This is a genomic window from Bradyrhizobium sp. WSM4872 (assembly GCF_055811715.1).
Window position 1 is genome coordinate 61,385 of sequence record NZ_JBVVPT010000034.1, and the last position, 17,142, is coordinate 78,526.

General features: G+C 64.8%; 19 protein-coding genes. 14 read left to right on the forward strand and 5 right to left on the reverse strand.

Features of this window, described 5'->3' with window-relative positions; translation table 11 throughout:
* Window positions 1-42 precede the first annotated feature (42 nt).
* The gene (locus AC0L3C_RS31325) at window positions 43-1,089 is read right to left on the reverse strand and encodes an ABC transporter substrate-binding protein (protein WP_473266219.1); all 1,047 of its coding nucleotides are present in this window, start codon (window positions 1,087-1,089) and stop codon (window positions 43-45) included.
* 228 nt (window positions 1,090-1,317) lie between these two features.
* Between AC0L3C_RS31325 and AC0L3C_RS31330 the strand changes: the two genes are divergently transcribed.
* From AC0L3C_RS31330 to AC0L3C_RS31360, 7 genes are all read left to right on the forward strand, one after another.
* Window positions 1,318-1,686, forward strand: a complete 369-nt coding sequence (locus AC0L3C_RS31330; protein ID WP_473266217.1) for a hypothetical protein — start codon at window positions 1,318-1,320, stop codon at window positions 1,684-1,686.
* Window positions 1,687-1,801: 115 nt separating this feature from the next.
* Window positions 1,802-2,206 carry a phosphoribosyl-ATP diphosphatase gene (gene hisE, locus AC0L3C_RS31335; protein ID WP_473266216.1) on the forward strand — a complete coding sequence of 135 codons (405 nt, stop codon included), beginning with the start codon at window positions 1,802-1,804 and terminating at the stop codon, window positions 2,204-2,206.
* A gap of 45 nt (window positions 2,207-2,251) precedes the next feature.
* Window positions 2,252-2,854 (forward strand): YqaA family protein, encoded by a 603-nt coding sequence (locus AC0L3C_RS31340; RefSeq protein ID WP_473409878.1) that lies wholly within the window; start codon window positions 2,252-2,254, stop codon window positions 2,852-2,854.
* A gap of 48 nt (window positions 2,855-2,902) precedes the next feature.
* A complete protein-coding gene (locus AC0L3C_RS31345) occupies window positions 2,903-3,439 on the forward strand; it encodes a hypothetical protein (RefSeq protein ID WP_473409879.1) in 537 nt (178 codons plus the stop codon).
* A gap of 31 nt (window positions 3,440-3,470) precedes the next feature.
* A complete protein-coding gene (locus AC0L3C_RS31350) occupies window positions 3,471-4,871 on the forward strand; it encodes an aspartate ammonia-lyase (protein ID WP_473409880.1) in 1,401 nt (466 codons plus the stop codon).
* A gap of 149 nt (window positions 4,872-5,020) precedes the next feature.
* Complete coding sequence (locus tag AC0L3C_RS31355) at window positions 5,021-5,989, forward strand: NAD(P)H-dependent flavin oxidoreductase (protein WP_473409881.1); 969 nt, start codon at window positions 5,021-5,023, stop codon at window positions 5,987-5,989.
* 90 nt (window positions 5,990-6,079) lie between these two features.
* On the forward strand, window positions 6,080-6,853 hold the full coding sequence (locus AC0L3C_RS31360; protein WP_473278700.1) for a thioesterase family protein: 774 nt from the start codon (window positions 6,080-6,082) through the stop codon (window positions 6,851-6,853).
* A gap of 37 nt (window positions 6,854-6,890) precedes the next feature.
* On the opposite strand, the gene AC0L3C_RS31365 is transcribed toward AC0L3C_RS31360, so the two are convergent.
* On the reverse strand, window positions 6,891-8,453 hold the full coding sequence (locus AC0L3C_RS31365) for an AMP-binding protein (protein WP_473409882.1): 1,563 nt from the start codon (window positions 8,451-8,453) through the stop codon (window positions 6,891-6,893).
* 107 nt (window positions 8,454-8,560) lie between these two features.
* Here AC0L3C_RS31365 and AC0L3C_RS31370 point away from each other — a divergent pair, with 107 nt between their 5' ends.
* The 6 genes from AC0L3C_RS31370 (at window position 8,561) to AC0L3C_RS31395 (ending at window position 12,897) form a co-directional block, all read left to right on the forward strand.
* Window positions 8,561-9,526 (forward strand): NAD(P)H-dependent flavin oxidoreductase, encoded by a 966-nt coding sequence (locus tag AC0L3C_RS31370; RefSeq protein ID WP_473409883.1) that lies wholly within the window; start codon window positions 8,561-8,563, stop codon window positions 9,524-9,526.
* A gap of 161 nt (window positions 9,527-9,687) precedes the next feature.
* Window positions 9,688-9,936, forward strand: coding sequence for a hypothetical protein (locus AC0L3C_RS31375; protein ID WP_007615367.1), 249 nt, complete (start codon window positions 9,688-9,690; stop codon window positions 9,934-9,936).
* Window positions 9,937-10,068: 132 nt separating this feature from the next.
* On the forward strand, window positions 10,069-10,776 hold the full coding sequence (locus AC0L3C_RS31380) for a hypothetical protein (RefSeq protein ID WP_007615364.1): 708 nt from the start codon (window positions 10,069-10,071) through the stop codon (window positions 10,774-10,776).
* A gap of 102 nt (window positions 10,777-10,878) precedes the next feature.
* Window positions 10,879-11,577, forward strand: coding sequence for a hypothetical protein (locus AC0L3C_RS31385; protein WP_473409884.1), 699 nt, complete (start codon window positions 10,879-10,881; stop codon window positions 11,575-11,577).
* Window positions 11,578-11,795: 218 nt separating this feature from the next.
* Window positions 11,796-12,635 carry a hypothetical protein gene (locus tag AC0L3C_RS31390; protein WP_473266200.1) on the forward strand — a complete coding sequence of 280 codons (840 nt, stop codon included), beginning with the start codon at window positions 11,796-11,798 and terminating at the stop codon, window positions 12,633-12,635.
* 73 nt (window positions 12,636-12,708) lie between these two features.
* A complete protein-coding gene (locus AC0L3C_RS31395) occupies window positions 12,709-12,897 on the forward strand; it encodes a hypothetical protein (protein ID WP_473266198.1) in 189 nt (62 codons plus the stop codon).
* A 184-nt stretch (window positions 12,898-13,081) separates the two neighbouring features.
* Here AC0L3C_RS31395 and AC0L3C_RS31400 read toward each other — a convergent pair whose 3' ends face one another.
* Complete coding sequence (locus tag AC0L3C_RS31400; RefSeq protein WP_007597470.1) at window positions 13,082-13,306, reverse strand: cysteine rich repeat-containing protein; 225 nt, start codon at window positions 13,304-13,306, stop codon at window positions 13,082-13,084.
* 234 nt (window positions 13,307-13,540) lie between these two features.
* On the opposite strand from AC0L3C_RS31400, the gene AC0L3C_RS31405 reads away from it, so the two are divergent.
* Entirely contained in the window at window positions 13,541-13,822 is a 282-nt protein-coding gene (locus AC0L3C_RS31405) for a hypothetical protein (protein ID WP_473266194.1), read from the forward strand.
* A gap of 118 nt (window positions 13,823-13,940) precedes the next feature.
* On the opposite strand, the gene AC0L3C_RS31410 is transcribed toward AC0L3C_RS31405, so the two are convergent.
* Together AC0L3C_RS31410 and AC0L3C_RS31415 are read right to left on the reverse strand one after the other, a co-directional pair.
* Window positions 13,941-15,878, reverse strand: a complete 1,938-nt coding sequence (locus AC0L3C_RS31410) for an ATP-binding protein (RefSeq protein ID WP_473266192.1) — start codon at window positions 15,876-15,878, stop codon at window positions 13,941-13,943.
* Window positions 15,875-16,558 (reverse strand): response regulator, encoded by a 684-nt coding sequence (locus AC0L3C_RS31415; RefSeq protein WP_473266191.1) that lies wholly within the window; start codon window positions 16,556-16,558, stop codon window positions 15,875-15,877. Before AC0L3C_RS31415 ends, AC0L3C_RS31410 begins: the two co-directional genes overlap by 4 nt.
* Between the last annotated feature and the right edge of the window lie 584 nt (window positions 16,559-17,142).

Sequence of the window (17,142 nt, forward strand, 5' to 3'; positions counted from 1 at the left end):
CAGGGATCGCCCGTGAGATATAGCGGAAGCTGTCGGTTTTGCTCAGTTGATCAACCGCCCTGCGACTGGCGGCAAGAACCCGCCGTCGAAAATGTCGCCCGCCGCGGGCCGTTTGCGGAATTTGAAATCCTGCCCGATCTGGTCGATCGAGCGATCCATGCGCGCCGGGTCGATGTCGCCGAGGCCGTTGCGACGGACCTCGTCGGTCAGGATGTTGTCGACGAGGACGGTGCGCAGGCGCTCCAGCTCGAGTTCGCGGTCGCCGTCCTCGATGCGGTTCGCGGCCTCGTCCGCCGCGCGCGCCGGGTCCTTCACGGTCGCGTTGATGCCGGCGATCAATGCGCGAACGAATCCCTTCACGCTGTCCGGCCTAGCCGCGGCGAAAGCCGGGTTGACTACGACGGCAAAGCCATAGGCCTCGCAACCATAGTCGGCATAGCGAAGCGCGACGAGATCGCCGCCTGGCACGCCGCGGTCGCGCAGGTTCACTGCCGAGAGATAGCTGAAACCGGCGACGGCATCGACCTGTCCCGCGGAGAGGATCGGCTCGCGTACCGCGGCGCTGATCTTGCGGAATTTGACGTGAGCCGTGTCGATGCCGTTCTGCTGCGCCAGCGCCGGCCACAGCCGCATCGACAGATCGCTATCGGCAACGCCGACGGTCTTGCCGTCCAGGTCGGACAAGAGGTGGATGCCACGGCTCCTGCGGGCGACGATCGCGTAGGGCGCGCGGTTGAACAGCACGAACACCGCCTTGACCGGTGTCGCATCCTTGTCGCGGAAGCGGATCAGCTCGTTGATGTCGACGAGCGCGAGCTCGCTGTCACCCTTGGCGACGCGCGCAAGCGCCTCCGGCGATCCGGCCGCGCTGCTGAAGGAGACGTTGAGACGTTCGGCGCCGAAGCTTCCGTCCTTTGCGGCGAGAAAGAACGGCGCCATGCTCGCATCGATCGGGCGGTCGAAGGTGAAGTGGATCGCAATAGAGGGCGCGGCGGTCTCGGTCCCCGAGACATCGCGCGCCGTCAGCGCGGCAAGCAAGATTGCAAGGGCCGGCAGGCAGCGAAGGGCAGTGGTCCTGAATCCGAACATCGGTCGCGCCGGTCCCGCATTATTGTGGTTTTGTGACGCTCGCAGCGTCAGCGGGCGGAGCACTCTGTTTGCGCTAATATGAACGGCGGATGAGCGGCGGTTGCGTCACGATCACGCAACCCCGTTCAGCTTGTGTTGGGGTTGGGGAACCCAACATGGGATGCGGGTGTTTGAGAGACACGAGCCTGTCATCAGGCACCATTCGAGGTCCCAAGGAGGGTCCAGGACATGTTTGATAGATTTTCGGGATTTGTCGGCCGTAAGGCCGTTTTCGCTACCGCCGCGGTGCTGGCGCTGACCGCAATGGCTCCGACCGCTTCATACGCGGGCGGCCGTCATTGGCATGGTGGCGGCGGCGCGGCCTTTGCCGGAGCGGCCATTGCCGGTGCTATCGGCACCGGCCTCGCAATCGCAGCGACCCGTGACGCCTACGCTTATGATGCTCCTGCCTATTACGGCGGCGGCCCGGTCTACTACGACGACGGTCCGGTCTATTACGGCGGCGACTCGTATATCGGTCCGCGCCCGTATCACCGTTGCGGCGGCCCATACCAGTCCGCGCAGGGCGGCCAAGGTAACCTTTCGACTTGCTACTAGCTTTGGCTAGCAAGTGTGGACCAGCCGGCCGTCGCTCTTGCCGCGACGGCCGGCTTTTTGCTTTTGTTGTCGTGCGTTAACGTCCCCGCTATGGGTTTAGAGTAGCTTTGCGTACATGAGTGATTCGCTTGAGCGGCTATATCTGGCTGTGCTCGCGGCCAGGGACCTTGATCCGGCAACATCGCGCACCGCGCGGCTGTTTCAGCGCGGCCCGTCAAAAATGGCGAAGAAGCTTGCTGAAGAGGCCATCGAGGTCGTCATTGACGCGGTCAACGGCGATAGCGAAGCCGTGATCCGGGAAAGCGCCGATCTACTCTACAATCTGACCGTGCTCTGGGCCTCCGCCGGCGTGCGCCCCGAGGACGTCTGGCGCGAGATGACGCGGCGTGAAGACATGCTCGGCATCGCCGAGAAGCTGCCGAAGTCGGCGATGAAACTGCCCAAAGTTGCGTCACCGCGTGTCGCCGCGAGGCGGCCAATCGTCGCGCTTGAAGGCCGCAGCGCGCGCAAGCGCCACTAGTATTGGCACAAATCGGTCCCATCTCGGCATGGACAAATCCGTCCCATGGTGCTTCATCGCGGCGCCATGCTGAAACGTATCTACGACTGGTGCATCGACGCCGCTCACAAGCCTTACGCGCTCTGGATCATGGGCGCCGTGGCTTTCGCTGAAAGCTCCTTCTTTCCCGTCCCCCCGGACGTGATGCTGATCCCGATGTCACTGGCGCGTCCGCAACGCGCTTGGGTCTATGCGGCGATCTGCACTGCGACGTCGGTGCTGGGTGGTCTGTTGGGCTACGCCATCGGTGCGCTGCTCTTCGATTCGGTCGGCCATTGGCTGATCGAGGTCTATGGCCTCGGCGGCAAGGTCGACGCCTTCCGCGCCTCCTACGCCGAATGGGGCGCCGTGATTATCCTGCTCAAGGGCCTGACACCGATCCCCTACAAGCTCGTGACCATCACGTCCGGCTTTGCCGGCTACAATATCGGGCTCTTCATCCTATGCTCGATCGTGGCGCGTGGCGGGCGCTTCTTTATCGTGGCGATCCTGCTCAACCGCTACGGCGACTGGATCCGGGTCAAGATCGAGAAGCATCTCGGATTGGTGGTGGCAATCGGCGCCGCGGTGCTCGTGCTCGGCTTTGTCATCGCAGTCAAATTGATCTAACCTCAAAGGCGCTTTGCCGCCGCGCCTCGTTCGGCTACGGTTGCCGTCATGATGCTTCGATCCGGCAATCCGGTCTTGCGGCTGGGCACGCTGACATTTGCGGTGCTTTCGCTCCTGCTGGGTACCGGCGGTACCGGATGGCCGCAATCCGCGCCGCCGGCGCTCGGCTTGCAGGAGCAAGGACCGCAGGCCGCACCGGCGCCCTCGACAGCCCCTTCGTCGCCGCCGGCGCATGAAGAAAATCCCGGGCTGATCAACGAAATGGGCAAGCTCTTCGACAAGCTGCCCTCGATCCTGCCGCCGATCAAAAGCCCGAGCGAGACCATGAACGATTTGTCGCGCCTGGCCAAGCCGTCGACCATGGTGTCGGGACGCGTGGCCTGCCCGGCCTCGTCGAATGGCGCGCCCGACTGCAAGCTCGCCGCCGACAAACTCTGCCAGAGCAAGGGCTACACGGAAGGCAAGAGCCTGAATGCCGACTCCGCGGAAAAGTGCTCGGCCAAGGTTCTGATCCCGGGCAGGCAACGCAAACCGGATGACTGCCGCACCGATACCTTCGTCACCAGCGCGCTGTGCCAGAACTGAGGACGTCGCGCGAGCAAAGCAAGGAGCGCCCATGAGCCGCACGGAGCAGGACTTCCTCGGACAGCGTGAGATCGCCGACGACATCTACTACGGCGTCCAGACCATCCGCGGGAAGGAGAACTTCCACATCACCGGCATTCCGATGAACCAGGAGCCTTACTTCGTGAAGGCGCTCGGTTATGTCAAGAAGGCCGCCGCCATGGCCAACCGCGATCTCGGCGCGGTGGACACCAAGGTCGCGGAAGCGATCATCGTGGGCTGCGATCGCGTCATCGCCGGCGATATGATGGACCAGTTCGTCACCGACTTCATCCAGGGCGGGGCCGGCACCTCCACCAATATGAACGCCAACGAGGTGATCGCCAATCTCGCGCTGGAATCGCTCGGCTTCGCGAAGGGCGACTACCAGCACGTCAGCCCCAACGATCACGTCAATTACGGCCAGTCGACCAACGACACCTATCCGACCGCCTTTCGGCTGGCGCTGATCCTGCGGCTCGAGAGCTACATGACGGCGCTGCGCCAGCTCCAGGAGGCGTTCTTCGCCAAGGGCCGGGAGTTCGAGCGCGTGCTGAAGATGGGCCGCACGCATCTCCAGGACGCGGTGCCGATGTCGCTCGGCGCCGAATTCCGCGGCTGGGGCACCACCATGGGCGAGGAGGTCGATCGCATCTCCGAGGCCCGCGCGCTGCTGCGCGAGATCAATCTCGGGGCGACCGCAATCGGCACCTCCGTCACCGCGGCGCAGGGCTATCCCAAGCTCGCGGTCCGGCATTTGAGCGCGCTCACCGGCGTCGACTTCATCCTTGCGGGCGACCTCGTCGAGGCGACGTCGGATACGGGCGCCTATGTGCAGCTCTCCGGCGTCCTCAAGCGCACCGCGAGCAAGCTGACCAAGATCTGCAACGACATCCGCCTGCTCGCCTCGGGCCCGCGTGCCGGCTTCAACGAGATCAACCTGCCGCAGCTTCAGCCGGGCTCCTCGATCATGCCCGGCAAGGTCAATCCTGTGATCCCCGAGGTCGTCAACCAGACCAGCTTCCTCGTGATCGGGCTCGACACCACCGTGACGCTCGCGGCATCCGCCGGACAGCTCCAGCTCAACGTGATGGAGCCGGTGATCTCGTTCGCGCTGTTCTTCTCGATCCGCACCATGGAGCGGGCGGTCAACAGCCTGCGCGAGAACTGTGTGGTCGGCATCACCGCCAACGCGGAGCACACCCGCAACATGGTGCTGAATTCGCTCGGCATCGTCACGGTGCTGAAGCCGCTGCTCGGCTACAAGCAATGTGCCGAGATCGCGCGCGAGGGCTACAAGAGCGGCAAGTCGCTGCACCAGATCGTCGTGGTCGAACGCAAGCTGCTGACCCAGGAGAAATGGGACGAGATGTTCTCGTTCGAGCGGCTGATCAATCCGGATTTGCTTGCGTGATGTCGTCGGTCCGCGCTGAATTCCGCGCCTTGGAATTGCGGTAACGGCGTCCTCCACGGCGCCAAAACGCAATACTTGACAGTGGAAAGATTGCCTTGTTGGTATGGCCCCCAACTTCGATGTGACCGTCAATAGAGGATCGTCTCGCAATGTCCATGCCTGCCCTGTTCAAGGGACGCCTGTCGATCCCCGTGATCGGTTCGCCGCTCTTCATCATCTCGGTGCCCGATCTCGTGATCGCGCAGTGCAAGGCGGGCGTGGTCGGCTCGTTTCCGTCGCTGAACGCGCGGCCGCCGGAGCTGCTCGACGAGTGGCTGGCGCGGATCACCGAAGAGCTCGCGGCCTACGACCGCGCGCATCCGGACAAGCCGTCGGCGCCGTTTGCGGTCAACCAGATCGTGCACAAGTCGAACAACCGGCTCGACCACGACATGCAGCTCTGCGCCAAGTACAAGGTGCCGATGATCATCTCCTCGCTCGGCGCACGTGAGGAGCTGAATCAGGCCGTGCACGGCTGGGGCGGCATCGTCTTCCACGATGTGATCAACCAGAAGTTTGCGCACAAGGCGATCGAGAAGGGCGCCGACGGCCTGATCCTGGTCGCAGCGGGCGCCGGCGGCCATGCCGGCACGATCTCGCCGTTGGCGTTCGTCGCCGAAACGCGAAAATGGTTCGACGGCCCGATCGCGCTGTCGGGCGCGATCGGCAACGGCAAGGCGATTCGCGCCGCGCGCATTCTTGGCGCCGACTTTGCCTATATCGGCTCGGCCTTCATCGCCACCAAGGAAGCCAATGCGGTCGAGAAGTACAAGGAGATGATCGCGGGCGCGACGGCCGACGACATCGTCTATTCCAACCTCTTCACCGGCGTGCACGGCAACTATCTGAAGCCGTCGATTCTCGCCGCCGGCATGGATCCGGAGAACCTGCCGACCTCCGATCCCTCCAAGATGAATTTTGGTACCGACGCCTCCGGCGAGCGCGCCAAGCCAAAAGCCTGGAAGGAAATCTGGGGTTCAGGCCAGGGCGTCGGTAGCATCGAGGGCATCGTGCCCGCCGCCGAAATGATCGCGCGCTTCAAGAGGGAATACGACGAGGCGATCGATCCGCCGTTGTGAACTTAGTCGTCCCGGCCTAGCGCGCAATTGCGCACGGAGGGCCGGGATGCCAGCTCTTGCTGAGCGCCGGATGTGCATCACGGAGAAACGATGACCCCCATCTACCGTGTCGACGGCGACAGCGTCGTCACCAGCCCGGATGCCGCGGGCCCGTGGGACCGGCGTATGCAGCACGGTTCGGCGCCGGCCTCGCTGGTGACGTGGGCGGCTGAGCGCATTCCGACGCCAGTTGCAATGGACATCGCGCGCGTCACCATCGACCTGATGCGCCCGGTGCCGGTGGCCCCACTCACGATCTCGACCGAGATCTTGCGCGAGGGCCGCAAGATCCAGCTCTGTGGGGTCAAGCTGCTCGCCGACGGCGTACAGGTGGTCGGCGCCACCGTGCTCAAGATCAAGCGCCAGGCGCTGACCCTGCCCGAGGACATCAAGGCACTGCCTGTTACGCTGCCGTCGCCGGAGGACTCGCTGCTCGAGGATGGTCATGCCGCCACCAGCCCGTTCGTACGTTCAGTCTCGATGCGCGCCGCGCGCGGCCGCTTCGGGCAAGCCGGCGCCGGCGCGATCTGGTTTCGCGTCGATCATCCCCTGATCGCAGGCGAAGCGATCTCGCAGGCGATGCGCGCCGTGGTCGCGGCCGATTTTTCCAACGGCACCGCCTCGTCGCTCGATTTCCGCGCCTGGACCTATATCAACGCCGACCTCACCGTGAGCTTTGCGCGCCAGCCGATCGGCGAATGGATCCTGCTCGACGGCGATTCCTGGATCGGTCCCGATGGCGCCGGGCTTGCGATGTCGCGGCTCGCCGACCGGCAGGGCTATTTCGGCCGAGCCGTGCAAAGCCTGGTGATCGAGAAGCGGTGAGGGGCGGCGTGAGACTGCGTGGCGTCCCGGGCGGGAGCTACCCCACCATCCGGTCCCGCCCGCTCCAGAATTCCGCGCGCAGCACTTTCTTGTCGACCTTGCCGACGCCGGTCATCGGCAATTGCCTGACGAACTTGATCTGCTTGGGCGCGTGAGCCGAACCCTTTCGCGTTTTCACCATGTCGATCAGCTCGTCGGCATCGGGCCTAGCGCCTTCACGCGGCACGACGATGGCGGTCACGGCTTCACCCCATTTCTCGTCGGGAATGCCGACGACAGCGACCATGGCCACATCGGCGTGCTGTGACAGCACGTCCTCGATTTCCCGCGGAAAGATGTTGAAGCCGCCGGACACGATCATGTCCTTCTTGCGGTCGAGGATGAACATGTAACCGCGTTCGTCCTTGCGCGCGATGTCGCCGGTATGGACCCATCCGTTCTTGAGCGTCTCGGCGGTGGTGTCGGGCCGCTTCCAGTACTCCGCCATCGCGTGGGGGGCGCGCACGCAGATCTCACCGGCTTCGCCCGTCTCCACTTCCTGATCGTTGTCGTCGAGGATCCGGACCTCGCAGGCCGCGATCGGGAAGCCGCAAGACAGGAACAGTTCGGGCGTCTTGGGATCGTGATCCGCTTTGCGCAGCACCGAGATTGGATAGCATTCGGTCTGACCGTAGAGTTGTGAGAACACCGGCCCGATCCGTTCGATGCCCTCGATCAACCGGCTCGGCGACATCGCGGAGGCGCCGTAGAGCACCAGCTCGAGCGAGGAGAGATCAGTCCTGCTCAATGCGGGATGATCGAGCAGCACATAGATCATGGTCGGCACGAACAGCGTGAAGTTGATGCGCTCGCGCGCGATCGCCGCCAGTACCGCCTCAGGATCAAAACCCTTCAGCATGTGAACGGTGCCGCCCCGCATCAGGGTCGGCAGCACTTTCGTGCCGGCAACATGGCTGATCGGTGCCACCGCGAGGTAGCGCGCGCCATTGGGGATTTCGAAGTCGGCAAGGATCGCGGCCGCGGCTCCGGCATTTTCGCGGTGGTAGCGCAACGCGCCCTTGGATTTGCCGGTCGTGCCACCGGTGTAATTCAGCGTCGAGAGATCGTCGGGTCCGGCGAGGCAATGCGCGCTGGCATGGCCTTCGATCTCGATCGCCTGCAAGAGGTCGACGCCATAGTCGGCCGGTCCCATGGTGAAGACCGCCTTGAGCCAGCCCGCTTGCGCAGCGAGCTCGCCGCCGCGATCGCGGAAGGCGGCCGCATCGACCACCAGCACCTCGGCCTCGGAATCCTCGAGCTGGAACATCTGGTCTCCCCGCGATCCCAAAGGATGCAGCCAGGTGACGCAGAGCCGCGACAATTGCGCGGCGACGCCGGCGCACCAGGTGTCGGCGCGGTTCGCGGTGAGGAAGGCGACCCGCGCGCCGGGCTGCAATCCAAGCCGCATGAACACGGCCTGGATGCGCCCGATCAGGTCGATGGTGCCCTGATAGCTCAGCGATCCGCCGGGCCAGGCGAAAGCAGTTCGGCCCGGATAGCGCGACAGTGCCCGCAGCGCCTGCGCGCAACTCGGCGACGATGCGTGGAGCGGATCGGACATATGTTTCCTCGCTGCTTTGTCATCGGCTTCTGGCGTGCCAATGTTTACGCGACGCTAGCACAGGGAATGCGGGATGGAACGACAAAGCCCGCGCGAGGGAGGCATGCGTGACGTCAGATCGGCTGCAACGTTTCCATGGTCGTCTCGCGCTGCCGCTGATTGCCGCGCCGATGTTTCTGGTGTCGGGCGTCGAGCTCATGGTCGCCGCCTGCCGCAACGGCGTGATCGGCAGCTTCCCCAGCGCGAATTGCCGTAGCACCGAACAACTCGATGAATGGCTCACCAACATCGAAGCGCGGCTGCTGCGGCATGAAGATCAAACCGGCCGTAAGGCCGCGCCGCTTTGCCCAAACCTGATCGTGCACCGCTCCAATGCACGGCTGGAGCAGGATCTCGCCGTATTGCTGCACCACAGGCCGGAGATCGTCATCACCTCGGTCGGCTCCCCCATGCCGGTGCTGAAGCCGCTGCACGACGCCGGCGCATTGGTGCTTGCGGATGTTGCCTCGATCCGGCACGCCGAACGCGCGGCGGAAGCAGGTGCCGATGGACTCGTGCTGCTCACTGCGGGCGCGGGCGGGCAGACCGGCTGGCTCAACCCGTTCGCCTTCGTCCGCGCGGTGCGCGCGTTCTACGATGGCATCATCGTGCTCGCGGGTGGCATCAGCGATGGCCACGCATTGCGCGCGGCCGAAGTGCTCGGCTGCGATCTCGGCTACATGGGCACGAAGTTCATCGCGACCCACGAGAGCATGGCGGATGATCGTTACAAGCGGCTTCTGGTCGAGAGCAGCGCCGACGATATCCTGCTGACCACCGCGTTCACGGGACTTCAAACCAGCATGCTGAAGCCGTCGATCGTCGCCGCGGGTCTCGATCCCGACGACCTGCCGGCCCGCGGGGCCATCGACATCGCCAAGGACATCGACGTTACCGCACGGGAGAACCGGCCAAAGCGCTGGCGCGATATCTGGAGCGGTGGGCACTCGACATCCGGCGTGACCGATGTGCTCGCGGTTGACGATCTCGTCGCATCAACGCTCGCGGAATACCGTGAGGCGGTGGAGCGGTAGACCCGTGTCCCTTTCCGGAAGAACCGGGAGAGGGAAGGAGATACCGTCGCATCGGTCAAAGTTAATCCCGCATGGCTCCGCAGCCCCACACTTAACGGCAGATTAACCATCGATCGCCCAGAATCCCCTCAGGCGCCAATCAGGACCGAGAGGGACAGGCGATGGACTTCGACTTTCTCAACGCCAAGACGGCGGCTTCGCTGGATGAAATTCGCATTCGCGTAGCCCATGCGCTCGCCCGCCATCCGCTGTGCCGCAACGTGCGCTTCGACATTGTCAGCGTCCCCCGCACCCGCCGGGGCGGCAATTGGACCGTGGCGCTGCAGTCGGTCGAGCCGCGTGGAGTCTGGGAGGCCTCGGAGATCGTGGCCGACATCCAAGACGCTTACGATCTGGCGCTAGCTGCCTGATTTTGCTGAGCTTTCTAGATAATGTCGCCGCAGTCCGCGCGATTGCCGCCGCGATGGCACGGTTAAGCCTTAATTTTCGCCCAGTTTCCGGGCAGTGATCACGTGGACTTGAAGCCGGTTGCGGAGAGACGTTTGTCGAAAGCCATCACCATCGTCGTGCTGACCTGCTTCCTCGTCCTCGGCGCCGCCACCACCGCCATTCTCGGCCGCGACAGCGTGCCCAGCGTCAGCGCTGAGATGATCTCGCAGACCCCGCCTAAGCCGCTTGCAACCAACCGGGCGGCCAAGGCCGACCGTCTGGTTCCGACGCTGGCGCTAGCCTCGGCCGCCATCGACCCGGTCCAGGTTCCGGCCGACAAGCTCTCGCAAATGCCGGTGTTGACCGAGCCGCTGCGCCAGGCGTTTGCCGCCGCCACGCCATCCGATTTCCCGATGCCCAAGGCGAGCGTGAACGAGGCTCCGGCCGCTGCAGAGATTCCCGCAGTCGAAGTCCCCGCCAAGCCGAAGGTCGTCGCCAAGCCGCAGCCGCAGAAATCCTATTCGCTGCTGTCCGACGTGCAGATCGCGGGCATCAGGGACCGTCTGAAGTTGTCGTCGTCGCAGGAATATTACTGGCCCTCGGTCGAAACCGCGCTGCGCAACGTTGTCCGCAAGATATCGGCCAACAAGCTGTCCAATCCGCACGTGCAGGGCGTGCCGATCGATCCCAATTGCGACGAGGTCCAGCAGTTGAAATCGGCCGCGATGCCGCTGCTGTTCCAGCTGCGGGACGACCAGAAAGAGGAAGTGCGCAAGCTCGCCCGCATCATCGGGCTCGAGAAGGTCGCGCAGCAGATCTGACGCGCAAGTTTCTTCCGAACCAAGTTCCTCCCGGAACTGCGCCTGTATCGGGAACATCAGGCAATCGACAAGCGTTGCCCGCTCCAAAGAGGGAGTGGACCAATGCGCGCCTCGACAGCCTATTTCGTCGGTGCAGGAACCATCGTCGCAGCCATCGCCATTGGTCTCGGCGGCGGCATTGTCGCCGGCAATATCATGAATCCGGTATCGCCCAAGCAGGGGCCTGATACCAGCAAGATCGCGCAGCGCGCTGACGCCAAGCCCGCCACGACGGACGCGCCATCCGAGCGCCTGCAATATCTCACCGGCTCGCAAGCCTTCGGCGCCATGCTCGCCGCGCCAGCGCAGGCCGAAGCCAAATCCGATGCCAAGGCCGAGTCCACGCCTGAGGCAAAGAAGCCCGACACGCAGACCACTCAGGCCAGCGCTGAACAGCCAGCGCAACAGCCTTCGCGAGCGGCCGCGGTGGAGCCCTCGAAACCGCCACCGGCGTCGCCTCCGCAAGTCGCAAAGCCTGAGCGACAAGCATCGACAGAGCCGTCATCCTCGTCGGACAACGCCTATGCCAAGGCCAGGGATTCTGACGTCAAGCGCGCCACGTCTGAACGGCGCCGGACGGAGCGCCGTGAGCGCTGGGCCGAGCGCCGTCATTACGATTCCCGCGAGCCGCGTGTGATGCGCGACCGCACCGATTGGGACGACGTCGCGCGAAACATCCGCGAAGATGCCGATGCGCGCGAGGTCCCGAGCAGGCCGCGCGGCGGCTTTCCGCAGATCAGGCTATTCGGCGACGACGATTAGCTCCACGGCAGCGTGACCCTGACGCCACGATATGAGTGCGTTTCGCCCTGTCCCGGGGGCGCGCATCGAAAGGCATTGTCACCTGCTTTGCGATTGAATAGTATTTCAACGTTTCTTCGTGGTTGTACGGTGCATCGATATTGCCGTTGCGCCGGATTGCATCGCCAGGGACGCCGTCCCTGCGAATTTCGATCGTGGCATTTCCATAGGAGCTTTTCATGTTGACCGCTCATGTTGCCCTCGTCACCGAACAATCGAAGATCACGCCGGCACAGCTCGCGAAAGTCGCGGGCGCCTTGTCCAAGCAGGTCTCCCGCGATTTCGGTCCGATCTGGAAAATCAATGCAGACGTTGCCGCGTACGAGAAACTGGAAGAGGTGCCGCTCGACTATTGGCCGATCATCATCAAGGACAATATCGGCGACCCCACGGCCGCGGGCTATCACGAGGACGAACATGGCCAGCCTTACTCGCTCGTCCAATACGACGAGGCATGGTCGCTGACCGCAAGTCACGAATGCCTGGAGATGCTGGCCGATCCGTTTGGCCGGCGCACGGTCGCCGGAGACTCGCCAGTGAAAGGACAAGGGCGCGTCAAGTTCCTGGTCGAGGTATGCGATCCCTGTGAAGCCACGGATTGTGCCTACACCATCAACGGTGTGCTCGTTTCCGATTTCTACACCCCGAACTATTTCGATCCGATGCGGGTGGATGGCGTCCGGTACAGCTACAGCGGCAAGCTGAAGGCGCCGCGGCAAGTCCTGAAGGATGGCTATTTGAGCTGGTACGAGCCATCGACCAAGACATGGTGGCAGCGGACCTGGTTCTCCGGCGCCAAGGCAGTCGACGGTGCGATCAAGGATTTCCAGCCGAGCGGAAGCAACGTGCGCGCCGCCATCGATCGTCACACAGAAGCCGCGCGGGCGCGCGCACACGATAAGCGCGGCCCGAATACCAAGCTCGCCATGCGCGCGCTCAAGGGCAAGCCGGCCAGGAATGATCCATTCAAGAGCCGGGCCGACGCACTGCGGGCCGCAATCAAGGCGGTCGGCGGCTGAAGGCTTGTCGTCGCTCCGGTCGTCATTAAGTGTGATCCTGGACTGCTGACTACTTTATGACCAGGTATCACGCATGAACGCCGAGGATGAGGAGGCCCGCAAACGCAGGGCCGAGGAGTTGCGCGCGGCTATCCGCGGCGCCGGAAGCGGGAAAAGACCCGACCGTGCGCCGACGCCGCGGGAGATCACCGACGAGGCAGCCCGCAAGGCACGACAGGACGCCGGCGAGGTTGCGCCGGACAAGGATGGTTCCGACGATTAGGCGGTGTCGGCAATGAAGGCATCCGGTTGGCCAGCACGCAGCCGGCCGAGTGGGCGCCTACGAAGATCCTGTCGCACATTCATGGCCCTCCGCGGGGACCTTCCGCGGGGCGCCTGCAAGATTGTGCTTTGGCGAGGCGGCCTGCCGGGCACCTTCGCCCGCAAAGGGGGAGAAGGAAGTACGCTCACCCGCCGTGTGACTCCACGACCTTGCGGCAGCCGTCCGAAAGCTTCGACTTGTTCTCGCGCAGGCAGGCATTCATCTGCGGCGGCTTGCCGATGTGTTCGGCGCAGAATTTGCTCGCGTCGCTTCGGCACGTCATCTGCTCCTGCGGCGTCGGACCGGATTGCGCAGCGGCGGTCTGGGCGGTAGCGGCGAGCAGCAGCACGGCAAGAACCGAAATCTTCATAAAACACCTCCTTGGGAATGTCGTTGGTCCCGCCTGGGATCAAGCGGGCCTGACCATCTCGCGAGCGCCGGGCGCGGGTCCATGCCATGTTCATGGCATCGGCCAGCCCGTCCCGCCGCCGTACCCCCATTTTCATGGCATGTATCAGCGCGCCGTCTTTTGTCATTCAGGCTGCACGTCGGCGGCGAGACCCGGTGATTGCATCGGGACGCCGAACGGGAGCAGGAGAGCAAGATGTCGAAAAGAGCGGGAGCGCTGAGCGCCGGGCTGACGATTTTGGCGCTGGCAGGTGTGGTGATGGTTTCGCTGGGCACGAGCCCGGCGCAGGCGGTGGTCTATTGCAAGACGGTCGGCATACCCAAGGGCTGCGTGGTGCGGCCGACAGCGGCAGTGGTGGTTGCGCCGGCCGCCGCGGTCGCGGTCGCGACACCCGGGGTCGGTGCGCCCGGTGTCGGCGTGCGCGCGGGCACGCCGATGAATCGCGGTGGTCCGGTCAACCGCGTCGGCGTGCGCTGAGAAAGACGAAAGAGTTCGGGCGAAGGAGCGTTGCGGACGACCCCCCCCGTCTTCCGCAGGCAAATCATCCGGCCCGTCCCTCTCTCCGCGCGTCCCACACGTTCGGAGAGGGGGCTTTTCAGCCGACGGCGGCACCGCTGTCGGGGAAAATCTGCGGCAATTGCAGCCGCACGCGCGTGCCTGAGGAATCCGAGCTCAGATCGAGCATCGCTCCGCAGCGCGCGGCACGGCTCCTCATGTTGCGAAGGCCGCGCGCGGTCTGGCTCGCGTCGGTGGCTCCGCCGCTGCCGACCGACGCAGCACCGTTCGCAAAGCCCTTGCCGTCATCCGCGACCTTGATCACACCGTACGGTCCCTGACCTTCGTCGACCGTCTCGATGGTGACCGCGATGCGGCGGGCCTCTGCGTGCTTGACCGCATTGGTCACGGCCTCGTCGAGGATGCGCACGATCTGGATGACATGCCATGGCCTGAGCTCGGGATGCAGCGGCAGCCCCTGCGGCGTGGCCACGTGCCAGTCCAGCGCGATGTCGTGCGGTCGCAATTGCGCGGTCGCGCGCTCGCGCCAGGAGCCGAGTGCGAGCATCAGGTCGCCGCCGATGTCGTCCATGGAGTCGATGACGAGGCGGAGGTCCTTCAGCGCGGCACGGGCGGCGTCGGTGATGGTCGCACCCTCGTGCCCGCGCTCGGACAGTGCCACGATGCTGATGAGCTGGCCACCGAGGCCGTCATGCAGGTCGCGCATCAGCCGCGTGCGCTCATTGGCGAGCGCGGCGGCCCGTGCACGCTCCTCCTCGCGGGCAAAGCTCGCCTTCAGCCGCTCCTCAGCCTCGCGTATGCGCGTCACGAGCTGGTCGGCAAAGCTGTCGACCTGGTTCAGCGCGCGCGCGAACCGCCAGGTCAAGCCGGCGCCGATCGCGACCAGCATCGCCGAATAGGACAGGCGCGAGAGGAAGATGCGCTCGTCGGTCACGATCTCGAACACCGACAGGATGTCATGGACCCAGCAGATCAGCACGATGGTCACCGCGCAGCCGAGCGTGAAGCTTGCCGCGTCCTGCCGCCGCACCACCGCGGCGGTAGTGACGCAGGCCATCAGGAGCAGGCAGAGACCGACAGTGGGAATCCCCAACAGGAGAAACAGAATGCGCGGCAGCGGCGGGCCGGCGATCAGTCCGACACCGAACACGACGAGCCCCGGCGCGAACAGCAGCATGCCGTAACGCGGCCAGCGCCAGCCGAAGAACAGCACGCCGAAGACGACGACCAGGGCGCTCTCGATCGGTGCGGACGCGAGCAACACCGCGGCGAGCCGGGACGTGTTGACGGGGGGCACCGGTGGCGGCGCGAAGGCCTGCACTACGCCGAATACCATCGCCACGGCCAGGACGCCGTAAACCGGCTCGCGGCGGCGCATTAGCCACATGATCGCCAGGATCACGGCGAGGATCGACTGCCAGGCCGAGAACACCACCGGCAACGTGACGAACATCAGCGTGCGTGTCTCGTAGGCCGGCCGCAAGGCCGCATCCGGCCCGACATAGACGGTGTCGAGGAAGCCCTTGAGCGGTCCCCAAACCAACAGCCGCACGGTGATCTCGTTCGCACCCTCGCGCAGCAGCGAGGACGGGATCGCCCCGATCTGCGGAGTGTTGCGGTCGGGCCGGTTGGCGTTGGCATCGCGTCGGGAATCCAGGATGACGACGCCGTTGATTGAGACTTCCACCGCGTTGCTGAAGCGCGGCAGGAATACCGACCATCCCGACGCCACATCGCCGCGGCGGAACGTGAAGGCGCCGGTATAGAGCGGCGGGTCGGCTAGGGAATAGCGTGAGGACGTGAAATGCGGCAGCGTCACGGGACGCGCCACGCCGTCCTCGCGCAGCGAAAATTCGCCAAGTGCAAAGTCGTCGGGGTCGCTGGGCTGGAGCAGCCGCAGCCCGAGGACGGTCGCGACCACTATGAGCGCCTGGAGCAGCAGATAGGGCACGAGGCGCGAGACCAGCAGCCGGCGCCGCGCGGGTTTGACCGTTGCCTTCGCCGCGATTTCGCTCACAGCTTGATCAGGCCCTGCTGCACCGCTTCGAACACCGCTTCGCTGCGGGTGTGCACCTCGAGCTTGCGATAGATGTTCTTGATGTGGCCGGGCACGGTCTGCCTGGAGAGGCCGAGATGGCTCGCGATCTCGGCGTAGCTGAAACCCTTGGCGATGCCCCAAAGGATGTCGATCTCGCGTGGGGTGAGCCTTGCGGTGTTGAGCGCGGGACCCGGCGGAGGCTCGGCTGAATTCTGCGCGGTACCTTGCGTTCTGCGCACGATGAAGCGGGCGATCGAGGCCGAGATCGGCGAATGGCCGGCGACCAGATCGCGCACGGTGGTTGCGATATCAGTGGGGAACGCATCCTTCAGGAGGTAGCCGGTGGCGCCGACCGTGATCGCGGAGATCACACTCTCTTCGTCGCCGAGCGCCGAGATCACCATGATCTCGGTGTCAGGAAAACGTTGCCTTGTCTCGCGGATCAGCTCGACGCCGTGGCCGTCGGGCAACCGCAGATCGGTAAGCAGCACGCGCGGCGCCCGCTCGCCGAGTCCGGCGCGGGCCTCCGCGAGCGTGCCGGCGCTGCGCACCTCGTAGCCGGCCTTGACCAGCGCGTCGTGGAGCCGCCAGCAGGTCGGCGCGTCGTCCTCGACGAGGAGGATGGTGATGGCTTCACCCGTCTCGCCCTGTTTGGTCATGATCATCGTCCTGCACCGCGTGTCCCCCGCGGCGCAGGGCCAAGTTTAGCTGCGGTGCGGGCGCCGCGACACCCATAATCATGGGGGCGCAAGATCTTGGGGGCGCAAGGCATCGGTCTGGCGTTCCCGACGCGATGCCTACTGCTTCGTCGCGGTCGGCTTGTCCGGCGGTATGGCGGGCTCGGCAGTCGCTGCACCAGATGCGCGCGGTATCGGCATTGTTCTTGTAGAACTGCTGATACGGCCCCTTGATCACGTCGAGCTTCGTCGGCCGCAGCCATTCCGCCGAAGGTTCGGCCTGACGCCCACGGCGGCACCGGGAAGTGAGATAGGCCACAGACGGGTTGACTTACGGGAGGAGACCCTCGAAATCTTCCCGGAGCCAGCCCAGGGCCTCCTTGACGGATTGAAGCCTGCACCATGGTCGGATTGATCCTCCCGGCTCCGATGTCACGCCTGCAGCGTCTGGCCGGCCGCGTTGCGCTGGCGGTTGCCCTGATGCTGGCGGCGGCCTCGACTGCGCAGGCCGACAAGCGGGTGGCGCTGGTCCTTGGCGTGTCCAACTACCAGAGCGTCGCGCGGCT